General features: G+C 58.6%; 18 protein-coding genes and 3 pseudogenes. 5 read left to right on the forward strand and 16 right to left on the reverse strand.

All coding sequences use genetic code 11. From position 1 onward, the window contains the following. Positions 1-215: 215 nt before the first annotated feature. From QN219_RS00855 to QN219_RS00880, 5 genes and pseudogenes are all read right to left on the reverse strand, one after another. The gene (locus QN219_RS00855; protein ID WP_283997236.1) at positions 216-1,820 is read right to left on the reverse strand and encodes a calcium-binding protein; all 1,605 of its coding nucleotides are present in this window, start codon (positions 1,818-1,820) and stop codon (positions 216-218) included. Between the two features lie 350 nt (positions 1,821-2,170). Beyond that, positions 2,171-3,031 carry a hypothetical protein gene (locus tag QN219_RS00860; RefSeq protein WP_283997238.1) on the reverse strand — a complete coding sequence of 287 codons (861 nt, stop codon included), beginning with the start codon at positions 3,029-3,031 and terminating at the stop codon, positions 2,171-2,173. Between the two features lie 185 nt (positions 3,032-3,216). Continuing rightward, positions 3,217-3,900: pseudogene (locus tag QN219_RS00865) on the reverse strand (SOS response-associated peptidase). Positions 3,901-3,989: 89 nt separating this feature from the next. Then, positions 3,990-4,244: pseudogene (locus QN219_RS00875) on the reverse strand (alkene reductase); the annotation flags it as partial. A 96-nt stretch (positions 4,245-4,340) separates the two neighbouring features. Next, positions 4,341-5,129 carry an SDR family oxidoreductase gene (locus tag QN219_RS00880; protein ID WP_283997240.1) on the reverse strand — a complete coding sequence of 263 codons (789 nt, stop codon included), beginning with the start codon at positions 5,127-5,129 and terminating at the stop codon, positions 4,341-4,343. Between the two features lie 111 nt (positions 5,130-5,240). Here QN219_RS00880 and QN219_RS00885 point away from each other — a divergent pair, with 111 nt between their 5' ends. Beyond that, positions 5,241-5,819, forward strand: a complete 579-nt coding sequence (locus tag QN219_RS00885) for a TetR/AcrR family transcriptional regulator (protein WP_283997242.1) — start codon at positions 5,241-5,243, stop codon at positions 5,817-5,819. 126 nt (positions 5,820-5,945) lie between these two features. Here QN219_RS00885 and QN219_RS00890 read toward each other — a convergent pair whose 3' ends face one another. From QN219_RS00890 to QN219_RS00930, 9 genes are all read right to left on the reverse strand, one after another. Continuing rightward, complete coding sequence (locus QN219_RS00890) at positions 5,946-6,950, reverse strand: NADP-dependent oxidoreductase (RefSeq protein ID WP_283997245.1); 1,005 nt, start codon at positions 6,948-6,950, stop codon at positions 5,946-5,948. After that, on the reverse strand, positions 6,947-7,846 hold the full coding sequence (locus QN219_RS00895) for an alpha/beta hydrolase (protein WP_283997247.1): 900 nt from the start codon (positions 7,844-7,846) through the stop codon (positions 6,947-6,949). The genes QN219_RS00890 and QN219_RS00895 overlap by 4 nt, the downstream gene beginning before the upstream one ends. Before the next feature lie 532 nt (positions 7,847-8,378). Further along, positions 8,379-8,681 carry a transcriptional regulator gene (locus QN219_RS00900; RefSeq protein ID WP_309486516.1) on the reverse strand — a complete coding sequence of 101 codons (303 nt, stop codon included), beginning with the start codon at positions 8,679-8,681 and terminating at the stop codon, positions 8,379-8,381. A 274-nt stretch (positions 8,682-8,955) separates the two neighbouring features. After that, entirely contained in the window at positions 8,956-9,915 is a 960-nt protein-coding gene (locus QN219_RS00905) for a sugar phosphate isomerase/epimerase (RefSeq protein ID WP_283997249.1), read from the reverse strand. A 12-nt stretch (positions 9,916-9,927) separates the two neighbouring features. Then, positions 9,928-10,938 carry a Gfo/Idh/MocA family oxidoreductase gene (locus tag QN219_RS00910; protein WP_283997251.1) on the reverse strand — a complete coding sequence of 337 codons (1,011 nt, stop codon included), beginning with the start codon at positions 10,936-10,938 and terminating at the stop codon, positions 9,928-9,930. A gap of 9 nt (positions 10,939-10,947) precedes the next feature. After that, on the reverse strand, positions 10,948-11,922 hold the full coding sequence (locus QN219_RS00915; RefSeq protein WP_283997253.1) for an ABC transporter permease: 975 nt from the start codon (positions 11,920-11,922) through the stop codon (positions 10,948-10,950). Then, positions 11,922-12,698: an ATP-binding cassette domain-containing protein gene (locus tag QN219_RS00920; protein WP_283997254.1), complete on the reverse strand. Its 777-nt coding sequence runs from the start codon at positions 12,696-12,698 to the stop codon at positions 11,922-11,924. The genes QN219_RS00915 and QN219_RS00920 overlap by 1 nt, the downstream gene beginning before the upstream one ends. Positions 12,699-12,714: 16 nt before the next feature. After that, positions 12,715-13,671 carry an ABC transporter permease gene (locus QN219_RS00925; RefSeq protein WP_283997256.1) on the reverse strand — a complete coding sequence of 319 codons (957 nt, stop codon included), beginning with the start codon at positions 13,669-13,671 and terminating at the stop codon, positions 12,715-12,717. A 99-nt stretch (positions 13,672-13,770) separates the two neighbouring features. Further along, a complete protein-coding gene (locus QN219_RS00930) occupies positions 13,771-14,802 on the reverse strand; it encodes a sugar ABC transporter substrate-binding protein (RefSeq protein ID WP_283997258.1) in 1,032 nt (343 codons plus the stop codon). 149 nt (positions 14,803-14,951) lie between these two features. Here QN219_RS00930 and QN219_RS00935 point away from each other — a divergent pair, with 149 nt between their 5' ends. Beyond that, positions 14,952-16,040: a LacI family DNA-binding transcriptional regulator gene (locus QN219_RS00935; RefSeq protein WP_283997260.1), complete on the forward strand. Its 1,089-nt coding sequence runs from the start codon at positions 14,952-14,954 to the stop codon at positions 16,038-16,040. Positions 16,041-16,344: 304 nt separating this feature from the next. Here QN219_RS00935 and QN219_RS00940 read toward each other — a convergent pair whose 3' ends face one another. Continuing rightward, positions 16,345-17,103 carry an SDR family oxidoreductase gene (locus tag QN219_RS00940; RefSeq protein ID WP_283997262.1) on the reverse strand — a complete coding sequence of 253 codons (759 nt, stop codon included), beginning with the start codon at positions 17,101-17,103 and terminating at the stop codon, positions 16,345-16,347. Positions 17,104-17,276: 173 nt separating this feature from the next. Between QN219_RS00940 and QN219_RS00945 the strand changes: the two genes are divergently transcribed. The 3 genes and pseudogenes from QN219_RS00945 to QN219_RS00950 all read left to right on the forward strand — a co-directional run bounded on the left by QN219_RS00945 (position 17,277) and on the right by QN219_RS00950 (position 20,962). Beyond that, positions 17,277-18,176 (forward strand): AraC family transcriptional regulator, encoded by a 900-nt coding sequence (locus tag QN219_RS00945; RefSeq protein WP_283997264.1) that lies wholly within the window; start codon positions 17,277-17,279, stop codon positions 18,174-18,176. Positions 18,177-19,147: 971 nt separating this feature from the next. Continuing rightward, positions 19,148-19,327, forward strand: a pseudogene (locus QN219_RS33925) (DUF6538 domain-containing protein); the annotation flags it as partial. Between the two features lie 195 nt (positions 19,328-19,522). Then, positions 19,523-20,962: a tyrosine-type recombinase/integrase gene (locus QN219_RS00950; RefSeq protein ID WP_283997266.1), complete on the forward strand. Its 1,440-nt coding sequence runs from the start codon at positions 19,523-19,525 to the stop codon at positions 20,960-20,962. Positions 20,963-21,107: 145 nt separating this feature from the next. On the opposite strand, the gene QN219_RS00955 is transcribed toward QN219_RS00950, so the two are convergent. Next, positions 21,108-21,380 (reverse strand): hypothetical protein, encoded by a 273-nt coding sequence (locus QN219_RS00955; RefSeq protein WP_283997268.1) that lies wholly within the window; start codon positions 21,378-21,380, stop codon positions 21,108-21,110. Positions 21,381-21,389 lie beyond the last annotated feature (9 nt).

Consider the following 21,389-nt stretch of genomic DNA (forward strand, 5'->3'; position numbering starts at 1 on the left):
TGGATTATGTGTTAGTCATGCTTGAGACGTGCAACTGCAAATGGAAGGCTTCGGGCGCCAAAAGCGTCTGTTTGGCTGATCATGTGCTTTACAATGCGGCTAAAGGCCAGTGCGACGGCGCGCAGCTGCGGCGCTGATTGGGTTCGCGAGAGCCTGTCACAGAACTAACACAGCGCCCCAGTTGCGAGGCGCTGTGTGTGTACGATACCGGCAGACTAGACGACAAAGAAATCGGTTGCGGTCATGCTGAGATTGTTGCCTAATGTCGCAAAATGCACTGCTCCGCCTCCACCGTTGCCGTCGCTGTCGTAATACAGTTCACCGGTGTTGACGTCATAAATTATCCGGTTTTCGGCTGTCTCCGCAGTGCCGGTTGCGTTCGCGACAAACTGTACTTCGGTGAGCGTTCCTGTTCCCAGGATTGCTGTAAAGATGGAACCCTGCAACTGTATCGTATCATCGGCAACGATGAAGTCCGTGACGGTGTCTACGTTGGTCGTTTCATCGAGGGCAGTAGTAAAGCGGAACGTGTCCAGACCGACAGAGCCGGTCAAGATATCGTTGCCGAGATCTCCATTGATTAGGTCGTCGCCATCGCCGCCATTTAGACTATTGTTGCCGGAGTTTCCGGACAGCGAATTGTTCAAGCCATTTCCGGTACCGCTAACATTCCACGTGCCGGTCAAAACTAGGTTCTCGACGCTACCTTTGACTGCCGTTGCGTTTCCGAGATTGAATGATACCGTCGACCGAACCGTGTCGATCCCGGAACCGCTGTCGGCGCTCTCATCAACAATATCTCCGGTCCGGTCCACGCTGTAGGTGTCGTTACCTTTGCCGCCCCGCATGGTGTCGGACCCGGTGCCGCCATTGATCCAATCGTTGCCGGCGAAACCCCTGAGAATGTTTGCCGCCCAATTGCCAACTATCGAATCCACGAAATCGGTGCCGCGCACATGCTCGATGCTGACCAGGGTGTCTTCGCGCCCAAAACCGTCTCTTGCTGTGCCGGCCGCGAGGTCAACCTTAACTCCTAAGTTCCCGCCGAACTGAGCATCCCGGTCGTATCTGACAAGATCAGTGCCCGTCCAACCATTGAACGTATCGCGCCCACCCAGGCCCATGAAAGTCTCATTTGCCGATGACCCGATCATCGTATCCGCGAACTGGGTACCTCTGTATTCTTCGAAATTCTGGAATGTTTCCGAGAACCCGAATTGGTCGACTACCGTTCCGGTCGCGGTGTTCAGATTGATTCCGTTCGTGGCCAAGGGAGAATTGTAGGTGTCCTGGAAGCTGAGAACGTCATGCCCGGTTCCGCCATCGTAGGTGTCGTCGCCGTCTCCTCCGGTGATGAAATCGTCGCCACCATTGCCATTGAGAATATCGTTGCCTGCGTGGCCGGATAGATTGTCGTGCCCCGCAGAGCCGTTGATTGTATCGGCGCGGCTCAAAAGCCATTCCTCAAATTCAAGGTTGTCGAATCCCGCTGCGGAATTTTGAAAGTCTTCGAGAGATAGGCTGAGACCGCTTAAGGTCTGCACTAAGGTTGTTCCGTTGTTCAGGAGGACTTGGATGGAGGTGATCGTACCGCCTATAGCGTCACCACTCGGGCTGAAGCTGAACCCCGTGCCGACCAGCTTCAACTTGAGACCGTTATCCAGGCGATAAAGCACGTCTGTGCTGGTGGTAGTCGACCGGGCCGACTCGCTCATATCCACGAGTTCGCCGAAAGTCGGATTAACGCTGACGCCGCTCAGAGGCGGGTTATATTGGCTAGGATAGAGTCCGCCTGGGAAATGATACGTAACTGTAGCCATGGTTTCCTCCGGGGGCCGGGAGTCTCCGGCCAAAATGATTATTGGTATGAATAAAATAGACGCATTACGGGCAATTATACGTTGTCACAATTAGCAGAATAGCTTGTTTCCGTCGATCACCCAAATGGGTGATCACTCTTGATTAAGACGCGCTGTTGCTGTTGCTAAGGCGCTCAACTGTAGCCGTGACCAGTTCTGGCAGGGCGAAGCTACGGTGGGCGTTCCTACACAGAGCGATGATGCCATGATGGTAGCAAGGAACTTCGACAGGATACCGTCGCCAGCGCAGAGAGACGCGATCGCAAGCCTGATTGCGACGCTTGCTCGGCCATGATAGGTCTTCTTGGAAATTAACGTTGGTGGCTCGCTGATGGCAGCCGGCGGCCGAGCTGCGCTCTAAGTTCATCGCCGTCGTATATTCCTGTGAATCCATCCAATCCGCCGACGCGATCCAATGCGGCATGCAAATACGAGTCCTTTGGGGGAGCGATGTCCTTGTTGTATCCGGACAATTCGAACCGTTTATGCCAGAGATGCAGGAGCTTAGACGCGTGCACGGCTGCTTCAACGCTTTCCCGCTCGTCTGGCAATATCAGTTTCCAGAAATGAGCGGGAGGAATCGGATAATAATCGACGATTGGACTGGCAAATTCTGCCAGTCCGGCCTCATAAAATTTCGCGGTGATCAGCTGGGGGCCGATGGCACCCCAACCCTGGTCCAAGTCCACAACATCGCGCGCATGTTGAATCAAGTCCGCCAAGACAGGGTGTTCACGAGGGAGCTTTAGAACTGCTCCGTTAAGCGCGAACCGATGTTCCTTCGGGTACTGATATCCGAAAGCCATCTCATCATGTTGAAATTCAGGTGGCCTTAGACAAAGGAGATCGCAGTCGACCCAACAGCAGCCAGTTTGCTTGATTAGCAAATAACGAAACAGATTCGAGAATTTCGCGAACTCCACTTTTCCATCGGCGATATATCGCCCGATCAAGCTCGTATCTGGGCAGATTTCACGCGCATCAGCCAAATCAATTCCAGGAGGAATTTGGATTTTGTCATCGTAAGAGTATAGCCGAAGCCGGGCGCCGTGATACGGAAAAGAGGCAAGGCAACCATATGTTAGTCCGTCGATGGGACCGTGCCAAAAGGATACAAAATCCGAAGATTTCGGGCGTCGAATTATGCCGGCAAGCCGGGTGAGAAAGTTCATTTTGACGGTCCCACCCAATTTTCGCTACCAGCGATAGCGAGGATTACATTAGCAGCCTTTAGTTTCTCAGCGTCGGGAATTTGTCAAGCTCCGGCACCGCGCCTCGATGTGCACCAGCGCGGCGGCCGCACGTTAAGACTCTCTAGAAGTAGAGCATTCCCGCTCCGTGCCGCCGCTGATACCATTCATGTGGTCGGATCGACCGGGTCGAGAATGTCCGCTGTGTCGTTCTTGGGCGACCCGACCTTCCTATCAATCGGCCACATCGTCATCAGTTCGGCCGGGAAGGGCTCCATTAGGTCGTACGGATCCGGTTCTGGCGACAGCCAGCGTTCATAGTCTTCGGGGTGCAAGATGACCGGCATCCGATCATGAATCGTCGCCATCATGTGGTTCGGCGGACAGGTGATCACGCAAAAGGTACGGATATCCTCCTCGGTCGCTGGATTGCGCCAGGTTTCCCAGATGCCGGCGAGCGCGAAGGGCTCCCCCGTTCATGGCAATTGCGTAAGGCTGCTTGTTCTTGCCTGTGCCGAAGATGTCCTTCCACTCGAAAAAGCCGTCGATCGGGATCAGGCAGCGGCGGCTACGATAGGCTGCCTTGAACATGCCGTTTGTGGAGATGCCCTCTGAGCGCGCGTTGATCGGCGGTGGCCGGCCGGGTTTTGTCTGCTTCATCCAGTACGGTATCAGGCCCCATCGCGCGCTGACGAAGACGGTCCGAAGACGTCGGGATCGCGGATCACGTCGCGGATGATGATCGGGTAGTAGAGCGTCGGCGCGCCGTTATAACGGGGGAACTGGTTGGCGAGCGCCTCGGCGCCTCCCTCGCGCTGCGCGAAACCAGCGTGGCTCGTCCTTGCCGGCAGCGAAACCGAAACCGCCCCATTTGGTGCAGCCGGGATACTCGCAGTAGTGTTCGTAAAGAGCCTTGTCCTTGTGCCTGTCCGCACCCTGTTCGTCGCTCGCCATTAATCTGCGCCTGCGAATAGATGCCGGGCGTATCCTGATAGCCTTGGCCTTGCTGCGAAATCTGTGTCGCCTCGGAGATCAGCAGGCCGGCGGAGGCGCGCTGGCTGTAATACTCTGTGGCAAGATCGCCTGGGACGAACTCCCGGCCAGCGCGATTTCGCGTGAGGGGCGCCATGACGACGCGGTTGGCGAGAGTCATCGAGCCGAGAGAATAGGGCTCAAAGAGTGTTTTGCTGGTCATGTATCACCTTTTCATCTGCTTTGGTGCGGAAGCGCCTGAAACGTCCTGAGCGCCATTGATCTGCATTGCGTTCGTGGAGGTCGGCTTCGAAGTCTCTCAAAGCGCTGCCAGGTAACGCTCGGCAGCGCGACTTTGTCCGAAGCCCGGAAGCATGGCTTGTCGCGCTGCCTGATAGGCGTCCCACTGGGCAGCATCGTGAAGTGGAGGGATAGTCACGGCTTCGCGACGGTCGAAACCAGCCAGCGCCGCATCCACCAGTTCGCCCACTTCCATCATTGCGGGAATGGCATTGATATCGATGCCCGAGCGCTCCCAGATTTCGGTGCGTGTCGCAGCAGGGAGCACCGCCTGAACGTAGACGCCCTTGGGGACAAGCTCGAGGTTGAGGCCCTGAGACAGAAACAAGACGAACGCCTTGGTCGCGCCATAGACTGTCATGCCGAACTCCGGCGCAACTCCGACCACCGAGCCGATATTGATGATCGCCCCTTCGCCAGCGTCGGCGAGACGCGGCGCAACGGCGCTGGCAAGCCTGACGAGCGCGGTGGTGTTGAGAGAGACAATCCGCTCGACATCGTCGGTTGCCTGCTCGACAAAGCTTCCGCCAACGCTAGCTCCAGCGTTGTTCACCAAGATCCCGATACGGCGGTCGTCGCGCAGTCGGGCTTCCACCGTCGCGAGTTCGACGGGCCTGGTGAGGTCGGCTTGAAGCACATCGACGGCAACACCGGTCTCGTTGCGCAATCGTGCGGCATTCACTTCCAGCCGCTCCTTGTCGCGCGCGACCAGCACAAGGCTGTGTCCGCGTCGGGCGAAACGGTCGGCATACGTAGCGCCGATGCCAGAGGATGCTCCGGTGATGAGGACCGAGGGATTTTCAGCCATGATCTTGTTCTCTTTCGAAGTACTGCTATATTCATGATGACAATAATGATTGCTGTATTAACATGATTGACATCATGAAAAAGTCAACAGCCGCGATGGAGAATTTTTGAAATGAAAGTGAGCCGAGAACAGATGGCCGAGAATCGCCAAAGGATCCTGGAGGTCGCGAGTCGGCTGTTCCGGGAAAAGGGCTTCGAGGCCGTCAGTGTCGCAGAGGTCATGAAGGCTGCGGGGCTGACGCACGGCGGATTTTACGGTCACTTCGATTCCAAAGATGACTTGATCGTGCATGCTCTCGGCCACGCAATCGGTACTCGCAAGGGCGCCTCGCTCGACCTTCGCGCCTTCCTGGATGAGTATCTATCGCCGCGCCATCGGGACAACGCCGCCGGAGGCTGCCCCATTGCCGGGCTTGCGGCGGACACGCTTCGCCAGGCATCAGAGGCCCGTTCGGCAGTAACGGATGGCGTGCGTGCCCAGATAGACTGGATATTCGAGAAACTGGCTGGGTTGGACGAGACCGATCGGCGCCGCGAGGCCATCGGAAGCTGTTCTGCAATGGTCGGAGCGATGATACTCGCTCGAACGACCACAGATCCCGCCTTATCGGACGAAATTCTGAAGGAGACCCGAGCGTGGCTCGATGACGGTCTGAACCGATCCACCGCCGCGATCCCGGAAACAGCATAGGGGCGTTCCTCTGAACCTTTCCCATGCTCCGTCGATTCCTGCCCCACCGCTCCCAGCGTTTCTGGTCGCATCCGTAGGCTGCGATGCCGCGATATGGCATCGCACGTCGGATAAGGTTTATGAGATCTATTCCCCCACCACGATGACAACCTTGCCTTTCGCACGCCCGGTCTCCACATAGGCCAAGGCGTCCCCGGTCTTCTCAAACGGGAAAATCCTGTCGACCACTGGGCGGATCACGCCAGATTCGATCAGGGAGGTGATCTCGCTCAAGTGTTCACCCTGCGCACGCATGAACAGGAACGAGTAACGGATGCTAAGCCTCTTTGCCCTTCTTCGGACCCCTCGGCTCAGCAGGCGCATCACAAGCTTCAGGAACAGATTCAATCTCAGGTCCTTGGCGAACTCCGGGTCTGGCGGACCTGATATCGAAATGAGGTGGCCACCCGGCTTCAAGACACGAAGGGATTTTTCGAGCGTCTTGGTGTCCTGGCTGTTCAGGACGAGATCATAGCCTGAGAGAACCTTCTCGAAATCCTGCGTCTTGTAGTCGATAACCACGTCCGCCCCGAGGTTCTTGACCAGATCAACATTCTTCGCACTCGTCGTCGTCGCAACCGTCGCGCCGAGATGCTTGGCGAGTTGTATCGCAAAAGTCCCCACTCCACCGGAGCCGGCCTGAATGAAGACCTTCTGGCCGGGCTTCACCTTGCCCATCTCGACCAGCGCCTGCCATGCGGTCAGACCTACCAGCGGAATCGAGGCGGCCTCGTCCATGCTAAGGTTTTTAGGCTTCAGCGCTACGTCGGCTTCATTCATCGCAATGAACTCTGCGAATGTCCCGATCCGGTGGTCGCGCGGCCGCGCATAGATCTCGTCGCCCGGCTTGTATCGCCGGACCTTCGAACCGACCCGGACGATGCTCCCGGCCACGTCGTGACCGAGAACGAAGGGCGGGCGATAGGGCAGAATGAGCTTGAATTCTCCATCTCTGACCTTGGAGTCCAGCAGATTCACGCCGGAAGCATGAACGCGAACCAGAACGTCATTGTCCCGCAACTCCGGCTCCGACACGTTGGCCAGGCGCAAGGCGCCTCTCTTTTTGTATTTATCGACAACGAATGCCTTCATCGGCTCTCTCCAATGTGCAGTTTTGTGGTGACGTCAGTGCCGAGGAACGACAGAACCTTCCGCACGAAATCGGCGTGGTTCTGGAAAATCCCGCCATGCCCGGCGTCTTCGTAGATCACCAACTGCGAGCCCGAGATACGCCTGGCGAGGTCGTAGGTATTGCTGCTCGGAACCATCTTGTCCTGATCACCATTCGCAATCAGCACCGGGATCCGAATGCTTCCGAGATCTTGTGGCGCCTGCCGTCCCCATGCAGTGATCGCCTTGAGCTGTCGCAGGAAAGCGCGGGGAGTCGGCCCCTTGTCTCTGCTCGTTTTGCGTTCCTTCAACCGACTCAGGAAGGCTTCCGCGGCGCGTCGACCATTGGCCGTGGAAGTGAAAAACAGATAGGTTTTCGGGTCGCGCAGTGTCAGCAGACCTTTGATAATAAGCGGCCAGGACACCGCCCCCACCTTGTCTATGCCTTTGCCGCCCGCCGGACCAGTACCGGTAAGGATGAGTTTTCGCACGAGGTCCGGCGCTTTGAGCGCAACATCCTGCGCCGCGAACCCCCCGAGGGAAAAGCCAAGCAGATCGACCTTCTCGAATCCCAGCGCCCGGATCAGGGCAATCGCGTCGCGCGCCATGTCGTCGATGGTCACAGGCGCCGTTCCGCCCGACGCACCAATACCGCGGTAGTTGGTCGCGATAACACGATGCTTGCTCGCGAGGCCATCAACAATCCGGGGATCGAAATTGTCCAGCACTGCCCCCCAGTGGTTGAGGAGAATGAGTGGCACGCCACCCAAGGGGCCCAGGTCTCGATAGGCAAAAGCCGTTCCCCCCACCTTGATGGAGAAATTGGGCGCATCAATGTAGCGCGCAGCCGATCCGACGTTGCGCAGAGGACTTGTCATTGGTTGCTCCATCGTCCGGCTCGGGCCGGATATTGAAACAGAGAAGTGGCTTTCAGCCGCTTCAGAGGTTTGATGATGGTGATCATGTAAATTGATACATGATTACCATCATAAAAAATGTCAAGCGGAATTTTGCTGGATCGAACAGGGCGCGATCACAAGATCAAGAGCCACGACGTAGGTCGTTTCAGTAGCGAACGGAGTGGGAAAAGATGAGAGTGTCGAGAGAAAGAACGAAGGAGATCGAGGGCCGGGGACGGTAACCGAAGACCATTCTTTGCTCCAGCACACGCTCCCCTCGTTATGAGCGGGGCGATCTAATTAATAAGACTGCGCATGTTTCCGATGGACCGACTTGCCATCAGTTGCGCCGCCCGCCTGGATCATCAAGGATGCGGCGCAGTGGGCGGAAGTTCGGCTGTCTCGGCCGATGAGATCGGAATGTGCCCAACAGCGGCCATCGCGCTAATAGGCACCGGTTACATCCGCCAAGCGGCTACCTCACATTCCACCGCAGATTCCTGTGAAGAGGCTATCCGGCTGTGCCGGGCGCCACTCGTGCGGCACGTCTCCGCAAATGCTCGCGAAATAAGGTTCGAAGGTCTCGAAAGTTCTCGAAGCCGAGGAAGCCGGCGAGCCGAACGACGGTTGTCGGAGACACCGAACAGGCAAGCGCCACCGAGTTGGAACTACCAAAAGCAATTAGTTCCGGCGTGAGAAGCGCGTGGCGGATAACCCGTTCAAGCTGGTCTGGGAAGACGATCTCTCTCGAGGCAATCATCGACTTCAGCTCCGAAAGGCTGCTTGGTGGTGCGCTGTCGTGCCAATCTCGCATTGTCGCTGTTCTCCAGATGTGAGCGACACCGGCCGCCCTCTAATTCCCAAGGGTTTGACGCTCGTGTCCAAACGTACGCCGCGAAGCATGCCAGGAAACCGAGTTCGGCGAACTGCTTCACCCGTCCGAGGATGGGAGCGAACGGACACCATCTCGGCGCAGGCGACGAACGTGAACGGGAGGGGTTGGGGGGACTATGTCAGCGCTCATAACCGCATTCCTTTACTAGCGATGGCGAGGTGGATTCGGATCGCGCCGGTGCGTCGTTCGAGCGTCAGATTGCCTGCGGTTTGAAGTCGCTTGGCGCGACGGGCATCACCCCCTTGAGCAGGGCGACGGATTTCTCCAACCCTTCGAGGCTATTGAGCAGCACATCCTCATGTTCGACCGACAGCCAGCCGTCATAGTCCGCCATCTTGAGCCGATAGCAGAATTGCCGCCACCATTGCTCGCCGTGGCCGAAGCCGAGCGTGATGTAAGACCAGCTACGCGCCGGGACGTTCATCAGCGAGCCGTTTTCCAGGAGCGAGGTCGTCGCCTGGATAGGGGCGTTGAGCATCGTGTCCTTGGCATGGACGTGATAGACCGCTTCTCCAAGGGCCTCGGCGGCGACGAGCGGATCGGCCCCCATCCAGAACAGATGCGACGGATCGAGGTTGGCGCCGATCACCGGACCGATGGCGGCCCGAAGCTTCAGAAGGGACGGAACGTTGTAGACGCATTGATTGCCGTGCAGTTCCAGCGCGATGCGCTCGACGCCGCTCTCCCTGGCGAGCGCCGCGATCTCCGTCCAGAACGGCAACAGCTTCTCCTCCCATTGGTATCGGAGAATTTCCTGGGTCTCCGGCGGCCAGGAGGACACGACCCAGTTCGGCATCAGGTCGCCAGCGCGGCCGGCAGGAAGGCCCGACATGGCGCAGACCGTCTTGATGCCCATCTCGCCGGCGATACGGATCGTGTCCTTGAGGCACTCGCCCTGTTGCGGCTGGGTCGGATGCAGCGGATTGCCGTTGGCGTTGAGCGCGATGATCTCAAGCCCGCGGCTCTCAAAGGATTTCATGAAGCTGCGGCGGGCATCGGCGCTCGCCTTCATCGTCACAAGGTCGAAATGCGGTGCTGTCGACCATCCCCCGGTATTCACCTCGACACCCGAGACGCCCAGGCGAGCGGCATCGTCGAGAAGCGCATCGAGGGTCAGGCCGCCAAGACTGTCGGAAACGAAGCCAAGTTTCATGTCTCTGTCCTTTTATCGGTTGTACAGGGACGGCTTTTCCGCCCTTGCGATCATAACGCGCTCGGCCTTGCGCAGCGCCTCAACGCCGGCCTCGGCGACGACGGCGGCGCAATAACCATCCCAGGCGTCGGAGGCGATCAGCGGGAAAACGCCGGTTCGCACGAAGTTCAGAAACGCCTTGTTCTGCAGTCGGTAGGCCTCGGCAAAGCGCGGGCGCCAATCGGGCGCATAACGCTCGTAGGCCATCAGTTCGCCGTTGTGGCGCGTGTAGACAGGTGCGTTCAGGGAAATCGATCCCTTCTCGCCGATCAGTTCACCACGAACGTCGTAGCCGTAGGCGGCGTTATTATTGATCTCGATGTTGACGAGCTGTCCTTTGTCGGTTTCGAGAACCATGAAGACCGGCGCGCCGGTTTTCAATGCGTCGATGCCTGCGGGCTGGAAAACCGAGATCGCCTTGTAGTCGGCGCCGAGTACGAAACGCGCGACGTCGAATTCATGCGGTGCGGAATTGGAAATCGCCATCTGACCGGTAAAGTTCGCTGGCGCTTCGACGTTGCGGTGGAAGTTGTGCATCATGATCGCGCCGCCAAGGGAGCCGTCGTCGAGCAATGCCTTCATGTCACGGTATGACGGATCGAAGCGCCGCATGAAGCCGAGCTGGACGAACTGACGACCGCGCGACACTTCTGCGTCGATCACGTCGAGGCACTCCGTCGAGCTCTGCGACAACGGCTTTTCGCACAGCACCGGCTTGCCGGCCTCGATAGCAGCAAGGGACAGCGACGCATGGGTTTCGTCGGGGCTGGCGATCAGCACGGCATCGATGTCCCCGCGCTTGATCGTCTCGAGCGGGTCGGAGGAGACGTCAGCGGCGCCGCACTCCTCCGCAACCTTTCGGGCGCGCTCCGATGAGGCATCGCACACCACCTGAAGGGTTGCCCCTGGCAGGTCTTCGGAGACAATCCGGGCATGGTCGGCGCCCATGATACCCGCGCCGATGATCGCTATTCTGACAGACATTTAAGACCTCTATTTCCGAAGTGCCCACTGACGCAGCGACCGGTCGCCATAGGCGGCGATCACCACGATGAGGCCCAGGATCAATATGAACCATTGCGGACGAACGCCCGTGACGACGAGATAGGATTGGATCGAGGACAGCACGAAAGCGCCCATCAGTGCCCCGATCAAGGACACTCGCCCGCCGGCGAGCAGGCAGCCGCCGAGCACGCAGGAGGCAATCGCCTGCAGTTCCATCAGGCGGCCCATCGAACCGTCCGCGAAGCCGAGCTTGCCGGCCTCGAGCGTTCCGGCGAAAGCGGCAAGGACGCCGCAAAGGACGAAGGCCGACAGCTTGATCCGACTGACCCGCACGCCGCGGGAATGGGCGCTCTCGGCCGAGCCGCCGACCGCGAGCAGGCGGTTGCCGAACGGCATCGCCTTCAGCATGACCATCAGAATGACGAGCACGATAATCAGCCAGTAAAGGGCAGTGTTGAAACCGAGGAACTCGCCTCCCCCGAGCCCGAAGTAAGCCCAGCCTTTGCGCGCCGCATAGGGGACGGAAAAGGAAAATCCTTCGGTCAATGCGATCGCAATGCCGCGGAAGATCATCAACGTGCCGAGTGTGATGATCAGGGACGGCGTCCCCGTCCGTGTGACGAGCAGTCCGTTGATCAGGCCGATTGCGGCGCCGACAGCGACCGCGGCCACGGCGGCAAGCGAGGGGTCAACGTGCGCGGCGAGCCAGAGATAGGCGAGCGCACCCATGCCGAAGGTCGAGCCGACGGAAATGTCGATCTCGCCCGTGCCTATCACCAAGGCCACGCCGAGGCTCATCAGCCCGAGCGTCGCGGTCACCTGCAGGATCGTGCCGATGTTGTAGAGATTGGCCCATTTTCCGTCCGACGTTGAGGCGAATATCACGACCAGAATCGCGCCGATCAGAAAGATGCCTATTTCCGCATGACGCCGAATGAGGGGTTTGGCGATCGACAGTGTCATCAGACTGCCTCCCGCTTCTCGACAAGGCGGCCGCCTTGCCGGATGACCTCTTCGAGTTCTTCCGCCGTCATCGCGTCAGTCGAGGCATCGGCGACCTTGGCGCCGTTCTCCATGATTACGACGCGGTCGGCGAGCTTGTGCACCTGAAAGATGTCGTGGGTGATGTAGATGACGAGCAGACCTTGCTCCTTGAGCTGCACCGCAAGCTCGTTGACATGCTCGCGCTCGCGCACCGACAGGTGGTTCGTCGGCTCGTCCATGATGACGACCCGGTTCATGAACTCGACCGCGCGGCCGATCTTCACCGATTGACGCTCGCCGCCGGAAAGGCGTTCCACCTCGTCGTCGGCCGAGACGTTGTCGCGCAGGCCAAATTGCCGGATGACCCGTGTCGACTTCTCCCGCATCTTGGCAAAGTCAAGAAAGGGGATGCCGAGGATCCGCTTCACCGGCTCACGTCCAAGATAGAAATTGCGCGCGATCGACAGATTGTCGCAAAGCCCGACAGACTGCTGGATCGTCTCGATACCCTGATCGATGGCGAGCTTCGGGTGAAACTTCTCGATCTTCTTGCCGTCGAAAAAGACCTCTCCTGAACTGGGCGCGTAGATGCCGCAGAGTACGCGGATCAGCGTCGTCTTTCCGGCACCGTTGTCGCCGACCAATCCGATCAGCTCGCCGGCATGGAAGTCCACCGAGACGTTCTTGAGGGCGTGGAAGGCGCCAAAATGAAGGTCGAGGTTCTTGACCTGAATGAGGGGGTGGGTGTTCGTCATTGAGCGTCCTCCCGCGTCAAGCGCTGTGCCCGAGAAAACGGGCCAGCTTCTGGTTGAAGATGACCGCGACGATGAGCACGGCACCGATGAAGGTGATGTACCAGGACGACGGCGCGCCAAGTGCGATCAGTTCGTAGCGGAAGCTGACGACGATCAGCGCTCCGAGGATGGCGCCGAGGATCGAACCGCGCCCGCCGGTCAGCAGGCAGCCGCCGATGACTGCCGCGGCAATCGCCTCAAGCTCCATGTTTTCGCCGAGCGTCACATGGGTCTGCGGCTGATTGCAGAGAGTGAGGATGCCGGCGAAGCCAGCCAGCAATGAGCAGAGAATGAAAGCGGCGATCTTGATCCGATCGGTGCGGACGCCGCGCGATTCTGCGCTCTCGCGGCTGCCGCCGGTGGCGAGGAGCCGATTGCCGAACGGCGTCGCCCACAGCAGAAGACCGAGGATTGCTGCGACGGTGATCAGCCAGAGAATGGCGGCGTCGATGCCAAAAAGCTCGCCGCCAAGCAGGCGTGTCATTGGGTGACTGCGTGCCGCCGGCGAGAAATTGTGCACGGAACCGCCGGTCCACACATAGATGATCCCGCGCGCGGCAAAGAGGCCGCCGAGCGTGACGATCATCGACGGCAGTTCGCCCTTGACCACCGCGATCGCCTGAAGAAATCCTACAAGCGCTGCGATGGCAAGGGCCAGGACAAAAGAGCCTGGCACGCCGAGCGCCGGTTCCAGCGTGATGAAGGCGACACCCGCCAATCCATAGACCGATCCCACGGACAGGTCGATTTCCTTCGTCATGATGACCAATGCCTGGCCCATCGCCACAAAGGCAAGAATGGCGGTAAACTGGCTGACATTGGCGACGGTCTGATTAGTCCACCAGCCGGAAAAATCGATCAATGTGAAGACGACAAGCATGGCGACGACGCCGATAATCGCGCCGAAGCCTTGGCTTCGCACAAGCTGTTTCATGACATTATGCTCGCTGGTTCAGTACGCGACGTGAGTCATATCCAAACAAATGAGGGCAGCCGGCTCGTGTGGTGTCCGGCCGCCCTCCGGGAGGAACCCTTACCAGGTGTTCTGCTCGTCGTAGGCCTTGTCGCCGAAGACGCCCCGGACCAGTTCGGCCCACTTGTCGGAATTATCCTTGTCGATGATGACCGGGCCCGTCAGGATGTTTGACTGCGGTGCGTAGCCGAACTGCTTGTTCCAGTAGAGCCACTCCATCGGAGCATAGCCCTGCAGCCAGAAACCCTGGCTGTTCGTCGCCAAGACGTGCCCCGCCCGCACGCCCTCGATCGAAACCGGACCCTCGTCGACCGTCAGGACGGTTACGCCCTTGTCGTCGACATCCGGGTCAAGCTTCATGTCGTTGGCGACACCCCATGCCCAGGGCGAAGACCAGCCGGCGACCGTGAAGATGTAGTTGGTGTCCGGATTGGCCTGCAGGAAGGCTTGCAGCGCGTTGCGAGCAGTCGCCGGCTCGGCGCCGATGAACAGTTCATCGACTTTGGCGCCGGCCTTCTCCATGGCGTCCTTCATTCCGGCACACCGAGCCTTGAGGCCCTGATGGGCCGAGTCATGGCTGGCACAGACCACATGCGTGGGCTTTGGGATCTCGCCTGCTTCCGCCTTTTCAAGCGCGTACTCGCCGAGTTTCTTGCCGGTGAGATACTCGTCGCCGCCGACATAGGTGAGGTAGGGAATGCGCTCACCATCGGGGCGTCCATCGGGAATGTTGAAGGCGACGACCGGGATTCCGGCCTCGATCGCCTTGCGCAGCGGCGCTTCGAAAGCATCGGAACTGACGATCGGCACGGCAATGCCGTCCGGTTGCGTTGAAATCGCCTGCTCGAGCAGACGAACGTGCTCCTGGACCGAATAATTGTTGGTGGAGATATATTCGGTTTTTACATTAGGATATTTCTTCTCGAACTCCTCCATCGATTTCGTCAGCCAACCCATGTTCGGATCGTTCGAGCCGATATGAGAGACCATGACGAAGCGATATTGTTTCTCGCCGTCCTGCGCATTGGCTATGCCTCCGAGTGCGGTGGCGGCCATCAAGGCAGAAAGCAGAATCGAATTTCCGAATTTCATGGGTTCCTCCTCCGTTAGTTAACGATGTGATTATCAAGATTGGAATCACATCAGACAAGGAAGATGAAGCCCATTACATGATGCAAAATACATCATAAAGTCTATAGGGTCCAACATAGCGGCAAGCCGCTCAAAAAATTGACGTTGCAATGAATGATGACTTCCAAGATGATGTTTTTACCATCAACTTTAACCGGAAACTGGAGAAAGCTGTGGTCGATCACCTGCAAAATCGAACATGGAAAGGCCCCAAGGTCCAGGAAATTGCCAAGCTCGCAGGAGTCGGTCCTGCGACGGTCGACAGGGTCCTCAACAACCGCAGCGGCGTCCGAGAACGAACGAGAGCCCGCGTCCTGGGGGCGCTCGAAAAGCTGAAGAACGAAAGCGCGGACCGCGACATCCCTTTGCATATTCGTCTATTCTGTGACTCTGGCGAAACCTTCAATGCAGCAATGGCGGCCGCTGTAACGGAGGTCAACCGAACCGTTGCTGGCATCGAGATTGAGGGAGATTACGTAACCACGAGCGAAGTCGAGCCCTCATCATTCGCGCGCCGGATTGAGCAGCAAGGCAGCGCTGCGGATGGCGTCGTGGTCATCGCTCGCGAACATCCGGCGATCAACCGCGCGATACGAAAGCTGCGGACCATCGATATTCCCGTCCTCTGCCTGACGACCGATCTGCCGAGCTCCCGTCGCAGCGCCTACATAGGCAATGACCAGTACGCCGCTGGCAGCGTGGCCGCTTTGTTGATCGGCAATGCGCTTCCGAAGGAGCGTAACAATATTCTGATCGTCATGAGCGTGGCGTTCCGCTGCCAGCAGGAGCGTGAGATGGGGTTTCGGAGGGTGCTCCGTTCCGATTTTCCATATTTGAAGATTGAGGAACGTGTGATTTCGGACGACAGGCCGGAGAGCACTTGTGAGCAGTTAACCCGCTATTTCGAGGCACATGGTTACCCCACCGCGATCTACAATGTCGCCGGTGCCAACCGCGGCGTAGCAAAGGCACTGGAACACGCCGGAAAGGCCCGCGATACGGTCTTTGTCGGCCACGAATTGACCAACCACTCACGAAACCTACTGGAATCCGGCGTCATGGACTATGTTATTTCGCACGACTTCAGCGGCGAGCTGACGGCGGCCGCCAAATGGATCCGTGACAACGTCGGGGGCGTAACCGTGGAGCCTTCTTATTCGCAGATCCTAGTGCACACCCGATACAATTGCGGTCTGTGACGAAAGAGACTCCGGTAAACGGCCATTTGCCCGCAGAGAAGCTGGCGGCCAGCTAAGCGACCCTGAGACCAGCGGCTGACAGGTGGGTCACGTCACCTATGCCGCTCCCCCTCGTCCGGGCCGACGGATCCGATATCAACTGTTCTGCCGCCAACGTGCTCGCCCCGGACTGCATAATATGGGCGTCGTTTGCCAAGCTGAGTGATCGGGCGTGGAGGCCCCCTCGTACAGGAACAACGCCGAGGCAATAAGCCTTAGCACGCGATGAACGCTCCACGCCTCCCTTGCGCAGCCATGGCAGCGGTTACAGCATTTGTCCACCCGAGATATCGAAGGAGGTGCCGTTCGCCCAACCCATGTCGTCAGAGAGGATTGCGGCGACCGCGCTACCGATATCGTCTGGCTGCCCGACGCGACCCAGCGCGATACCCTGTGCGACGAACGTGTTAACAGCCTCGTTATCGCGCACCACGCCTCCTCCAAAGTCGGTCGCGATTGCACCGGGGGCAATAGCGTTCACCCGAATTCTGCGGTCGCCCAGTTCGACGGCCATGAAGCGCGTTAGTACCTCGGTCGCCGCCTTCATTGCCGCGTAAACGCTATAGCCAGGCAGAGTGAACCGTACGAAACCAGAAGAGACATTGAGGATACGACCACCGTCCTTCATCAGCGGCAAAAGCTTTTGAGTGAGAAAGATCGGACCACGCAGATGTGTCGCTACCAGCGTGTCAAACTGTTCTTCCGTGGTCTCCGTGAAATTGGCGAACACACCGATGCCAGCGTTGTTGAGGAGATAATCGAACTGCTGGCGGCCGAAGGTGTCGCCTAGCGCCGTGGCCACTGCTTCGATAAAGAGCGGAAAGCTCGACGTTTTAGTCACGTCGAGCGGGATCATAGCGGCCTTGCCGCCCTTTGCTTCGATTTCGTGCCTCAATGCATCGGCTTCGGCCGCGCCGGTGCGGTAGGTGCCGATGATGCCGACGCCACGGTCGGCGAGGTGAAGCGCCATGGCGCGGCCTAGACCGCGGCTGGCGCCGGTGATGAGAGCGATTCTGTCGGTCATATTCGGCCTTTGAGAGAGATTATTTGGCGAGCGGCAAATCGCTCACGATGAGCGCTGCCTGCCTCTGCAAGATAGCGGCAAGCCGTCACCCGAACCCGCCTGATCGGATCAACATCTTGCCCAATTGTCTCAAGTGGCTTGTCCGGTGCCGGAGGTCCTGACATAGTCCCGGAATGACCAATGTTTTCGAACCGCATCTGGAAATCGCCTTGCGCCACGCCAGGCCCGATACAGTACTCACGCCGATTCCGCGCGTCGAGCTGCTGGTCGGACATCGCCCGACCGGTGAGACGCCTTGCCTTTATCGGTCGATGGTCTGCTTCATTCTTCAGGGCTCCAAACGGGTCGCCTTCAACGACAGCGTTCTGAGCTACGACAGTTCGCAATATCTGGTCAGCGCCCTCGATCTGCCGCTGACGGGCCAAGTGTTAGATGCCGACCAGCATCGCCCTTATGTCGCCGTCTCACTGACACTCAATCCCGCCTTGCTGGCAGAACTGGCGGCTGCCATGCCGCCCAAGCGGGAGAGCGACGGCGAGCAGATCGGTCTGTCGATCAATCCGATGACGGCCCAGCTTCGCGATGCGCTGCTTCGGCTGCTTTCGCTGCTGGACAAGCCCACCGACATTTCTGTTCTCGCGCCCATGGTTGAGCGAGAATTGCTTTATCGTCTCCTGCAAGGCCCGCAGGGGCGCCTTCTCCGCCAGATTGCGCAACCGGAGGGGCCGCTGGTTCGCATCCGCCGCGCCATCGCATGGATCAGGGACAATCGCGACCGGCAATTGCGGATTGATGCCCTGTGCGAGGCAAGCGGCATGAGCCGAGCGAGCCTGCATCGGCACTTTTCGGCGATCACGGGCCTCAGCCCGCTCCAATACCAGAAGCAACTTCGCCTGCAGGAGGCACGCCGGCTGCTCCTGGGGGGCGAGTATAATGCATCGGCCGTCGCCTTCGCGGTCGGGTATGAAAGTGCATCGCAATTCAGCCGCGAATACCTCCGGCAATTCGGCGCGCCGCCCGCCCGCGACATCCGCCAGATGCGGAAACAAATCGCTGCCGCATTGGCCAACTGATCCGCCCTTAAACAGCGCTCTCCAGCAAACCTACGTCTCTGGCATTTGCATCGGGTTGGCTCCTTTAGATGAACGAACGGCAGGAACCGAGGGCGCGTGCGGGTGGTTGGATTGGCTGAGATGAGGGCGCAAACCTGCCGTTCACGCGCAACGAATTGACAGTCCGCTTTGGGTCGAATCGAGCCATGCGCCGGCCGGCCTGCTGATGACAGCTTTTGGTGCACAGCGGAAGAGTTTGCCTCTGGCAAATTGGGTCCCCAGCCAATTTTCGTGCGATCGTAGATTGCGACATCGGCGTAGCGCGAAGCGGCCCGTGCCGGCGCTGAAAAGCTAGCATGTAGCTGTAAAACCTGCAGAATTTTTGGAGGCGATCGTCAGATCAGAATGAGGCGGTACAGGTGTAAATTGTGCTTGCCTGGGGACCTTGGATCCTCACATTATTTCAATGGCTTAACGAAATCGCCTTGAAATTCCCTTTGTTTTCCCGCCGCGAGCGACCGTGGATGCCACCCTTGTGCCCTGGCTTTGGGCATCAGTCAACAGGACCGAGCGAGCGGCAATAATTTCCGCTTGCGGACCTCAGGTTTGCGGTCAGGCCGCCATAACGCGCCCGGCAGCTTCGCGCCCTCAACACAGATCTTGAGCACATGGTGCTTGCCGGACCAAAAGCGGATGTCCACTCAACCCTCCGGTTGCAAGCCAGCCTTCAGAGTCCTCAGCCCTTCGCGTCACCTCTTGGCATCGAAGTACTGTGTGCCATGGGGCCTGAGGGATGCTGCATTGGGCAGATAGTGCTTTGCGACTGGTTGCCGCCGCGCGAAGGGAGTTTAGCGAGAATTGGCTGGGGAACCTGGACAGTAATCCAACTTTCTTGAAGCCTTTGATGTGAAACAACCTATTGCAAATAAACAGCTTATTTTCTACGACTGTTCCGGTTGGCTGTTCCGGAATAGTGCTACGGATGGGCGAAATTGGCAAGAGTTACATATCTCGAACGGCGTGGCGCTACCTACTACGCGAGACTGGATGTCCCGCTTGACCTGGTAGGCCATTACGGCACCACGACTCGCAAGAAGTCCCTCCGCACCAAGGATGAGAACGAGGCGAAGAAGCGGCTCTGGCCCGTGATTGAGAGCTGGCGCGCTGAGTTCGAAGAGGTTCGGGCTCGACGCGACATCACTGCAGACGATAAGGCGGTTGCCGTGTGGCAGCACTATGAGGCCACGCTCGACAGCTACGACCGCAAGCAGCGTGCCATGCCGACCCCCGAACAGGCGGACGCAGAATTGCAGCGCCTTTATCGCCGGATCGACGTGGGCGAAATCACGTCCGAAAACTTTTTCGGCATGATCAACGCCTATACCGACTATGAGCTTATGCTTCGGGCACGCACCGACGACGCAAACCTTCGTGCCCGCCGTCTTGATGCCTTGCGGGCCGCGCTCACGTCCGGCGATGCGAACTTGATCGAACCGGCAGCGAAGGATTTTGTTGTTCGGCATCGGCTTCTTGTCGATGCAGGTTCCGACGAATACCGCGAGCTTTGCGCCCTCATGACGCGGGCGGAAATCGAGGGTTTGCAGCGCACCCTTGAACGCGACAGGGGGGACTTCACCGGAACCCCAAAAGACCCAATCGTCAAGCCCGCGACCGGCACCGCCCGCGAAGCAGCGGCACCGGGCGAAACCATCATGGAGCTGTTCGACACCTACGCGCGCGAGAACCCGAATCAAATCAAGCCCGACACGCTTGCGCAAGCTCGCCGAGACGTCGGCCTATTCGTGGAATATGTCGGCAGTACGTTTCCGGTCTATCGGATCGACAAGAAGGCTGTCCGCGAGTGGAAAGCACTCTTGCTTCGGTATCCGATCAAGGCGAGCGAGACGAAAGCATTCGATGGCATGAAGCTTGCGCAGATCGTGAAGCACAACGAGACGGTGAAGAAGCCGACGATCAGCACGACCACCGTCAACCGTTACCTTTCCGGCTTCAGCGCCTTTTGCACCTGGCTGACGAACCATGGTTATCTCACGGCGAACCCCGCCGCTGCTATGTTCCTGAAGAAGTCGAAAGAGAAGACCACGAAGCCCTTCACGGTTGACGAAATGAACGCCTTATTCAAGTCGCCACTCTTCACAGGATGCCAGAACGATGAAGCACCCCGGTTTTGGAGTAAGCCGGGCAACGTCCTTATCCGCGATCACCGCTATTGGGTGCCGCTTATTATGCTTTACTCTGGCGCACGCCCGGCAGAGATTGCACAGCTTGGCATTGACGACGTGCGCGAAGATCGCGGCCATTGGATCATGCATATTACGACCGAAGGGGAGGGCGACAAGAGCGTGAAAACGGACGGCTCTATGCGCGTCCTGCCGGTGCACCCCGAATTGGTGAACCTCGGCTTCCTCGACTATCATGCGAAGGCAAAGGAGAAGGGCGACAAGCGCCTGTTCCCGCTCGCAGAGCGCAACGAACGCGGGCAGATGATCGCCGACTTTAGCCGCGACTTCCCGCGCTACCTGACGAAGATCGGCCTAAAGGACGGTCGCGGTTTGTCGCTCTACAGCTTCCGGCATGGTGCGGCTGACGCCCTCCGTCGTGCTGGCTTCCTTGATGAGCAATTCGGCTTCATCCTAGGTCATACTTCCGGCACGATGACGCAGCGCTATGGCACCCTGCCGCAAGGGATGCTCGAGCAGCGCGTGGAACTGGTAAACTCGATCTCCTATCCGGGATTGATGGTGGATCACCTGAAGTCAGTGAGCGCGGTGGGCGAGGCAGCGTAGCCCTACTCCTCAGGCTGTATGTCATCCGCCTCCTGGTCCAGTTCATAGCCGCGTCTCCAGCTAGGAGCCGCGTCGATCGCTGCCTGATAGCCAGCGTTGTTTCGTGCGCTGCTTGACCCAACCGACCGACATCCGCTTGCCTTGGTCAAGAGCCTGCTTGATGGCCTGCTGCATTTGTGATGTCGGCTTTACCGGGGACGGTTCGAAGGCCACTTGTCTCGATCTGCTCCAGCATAAAGCGGGTTATGAGGGACGCTTCATCATCGCCCATGACAATCCCTCTATCGGAGAGACTGGTCTTAAGTGCTTTCTTGAGTATGCGCCAAGTGTCGAGGTCTACCTGTAAAGTAACCACCTCGTTTCGATCCTCGGGAAGGAGAGAATGGATGAGCGGGTCTAGGTTTGCTGCATCGGTCATGAGGGGATG

Origin of the sequence: Sinorhizobium sp. 8-89, from assembly GCF_030124325.1 — a bacterium.
Taxonomy (GTDB): Bacteria; Pseudomonadota; Alphaproteobacteria; order Rhizobiales; family Rhizobiaceae; genus Sinorhizobium.

Bases quoted from the DNA above. Each gene is read 5' to 3' on its own strand.
- QN219_RS00855 (WP_283997236.1), bottom strand. From the start codon at position 1,820: ATGGCTACAGTTACGTATCATTTCCCAGGCGGACTCTATCCTAGCCAA.
- QN219_RS00860 (WP_283997238.1), bottom strand. From the start codon at position 3,031: ATGAACTTTCTCACCCGGCTTGCCGGCATAATTCGACGCCCGAAATCT.
- QN219_RS00880 (WP_283997240.1), bottom strand. From the start codon at position 5,129: ATGGCTGAAAATCCCTCGGTCCTCATCACCGGAGCATCCTCTGGCATC.
- QN219_RS00885 (WP_283997242.1), top strand. From the start codon at position 5,241: ATGAAAGTGAGCCGAGAACAGATGGCCGAGAATCGCCAAAGGATCCTG.
- QN219_RS00890 (WP_283997245.1), bottom strand. From the start codon at position 6,950: ATGAAGGCATTCGTTGTCGATAAATACAAAAAGAGAGGCGCCTTGCGC.
- QN219_RS00895 (WP_283997247.1), bottom strand. From the start codon at position 7,846: ATGACAAGTCCTCTGCGCAACGTCGGATCGGCTGCGCGCTACATTGAT.
- QN219_RS00900 (WP_309486516.1), bottom strand. From the start codon at position 8,681: ATGCGAGATTGGCACGACAGCGCACCACCAAGCAGCCTTTCGGAGCTG.
- QN219_RS00905 (WP_283997249.1), bottom strand. From the start codon at position 9,915: ATGAAACTTGGCTTCGTTTCCGACAGTCTTGGCGGCCTGACCCTCGAT.
- QN219_RS00910 (WP_283997251.1), bottom strand. From the start codon at position 10,938: ATGTCTGTCAGAATAGCGATCATCGGCGCGGGTATCATGGGCGCCGAC.
- QN219_RS00915 (WP_283997253.1), bottom strand. From the start codon at position 11,922: ATGACACTGTCGATCGCCAAACCCCTCATTCGGCGTCATGCGGAAATA.
- QN219_RS00920 (WP_283997254.1), bottom strand. From the start codon at position 12,698: ATGACGAACACCCACCCCCTCATTCAGGTCAAGAACCTCGACCTTCAT.
- QN219_RS00925 (WP_283997256.1), bottom strand. From the start codon at position 13,671: ATGAAACAGCTTGTGCGAAGCCAAGGCTTCGGCGCGATTATCGGCGTC.
- QN219_RS00930 (WP_283997258.1), bottom strand. From the start codon at position 14,802: ATGAAATTCGGAAATTCGATTCTGCTTTCTGCCTTGATGGCCGCCACC.
- QN219_RS00935 (WP_283997260.1), top strand. From the start codon at position 14,952: ATGAATGATGACTTCCAAGATGATGTTTTTACCATCAACTTTAACCGG.
- QN219_RS00940 (WP_283997262.1), bottom strand. From the start codon at position 17,103: ATGACCGACAGAATCGCTCTCATCACCGGCGCCAGCCGCGGTCTAGGC.
- QN219_RS00945 (WP_283997264.1), top strand. From the start codon at position 17,277: ATGACCAATGTTTTCGAACCGCATCTGGAAATCGCCTTGCGCCACGCC.
- QN219_RS00950 (WP_283997266.1), top strand. From the start codon at position 19,523: ATGATCAACGCCTATACCGACTATGAGCTTATGCTTCGGGCACGCACC.
- QN219_RS00955 (WP_283997268.1), bottom strand. From the start codon at position 21,380: ATGACCGATGCAGCAAACCTAGACCCGCTCATCCATTCTCTCCTTCCC.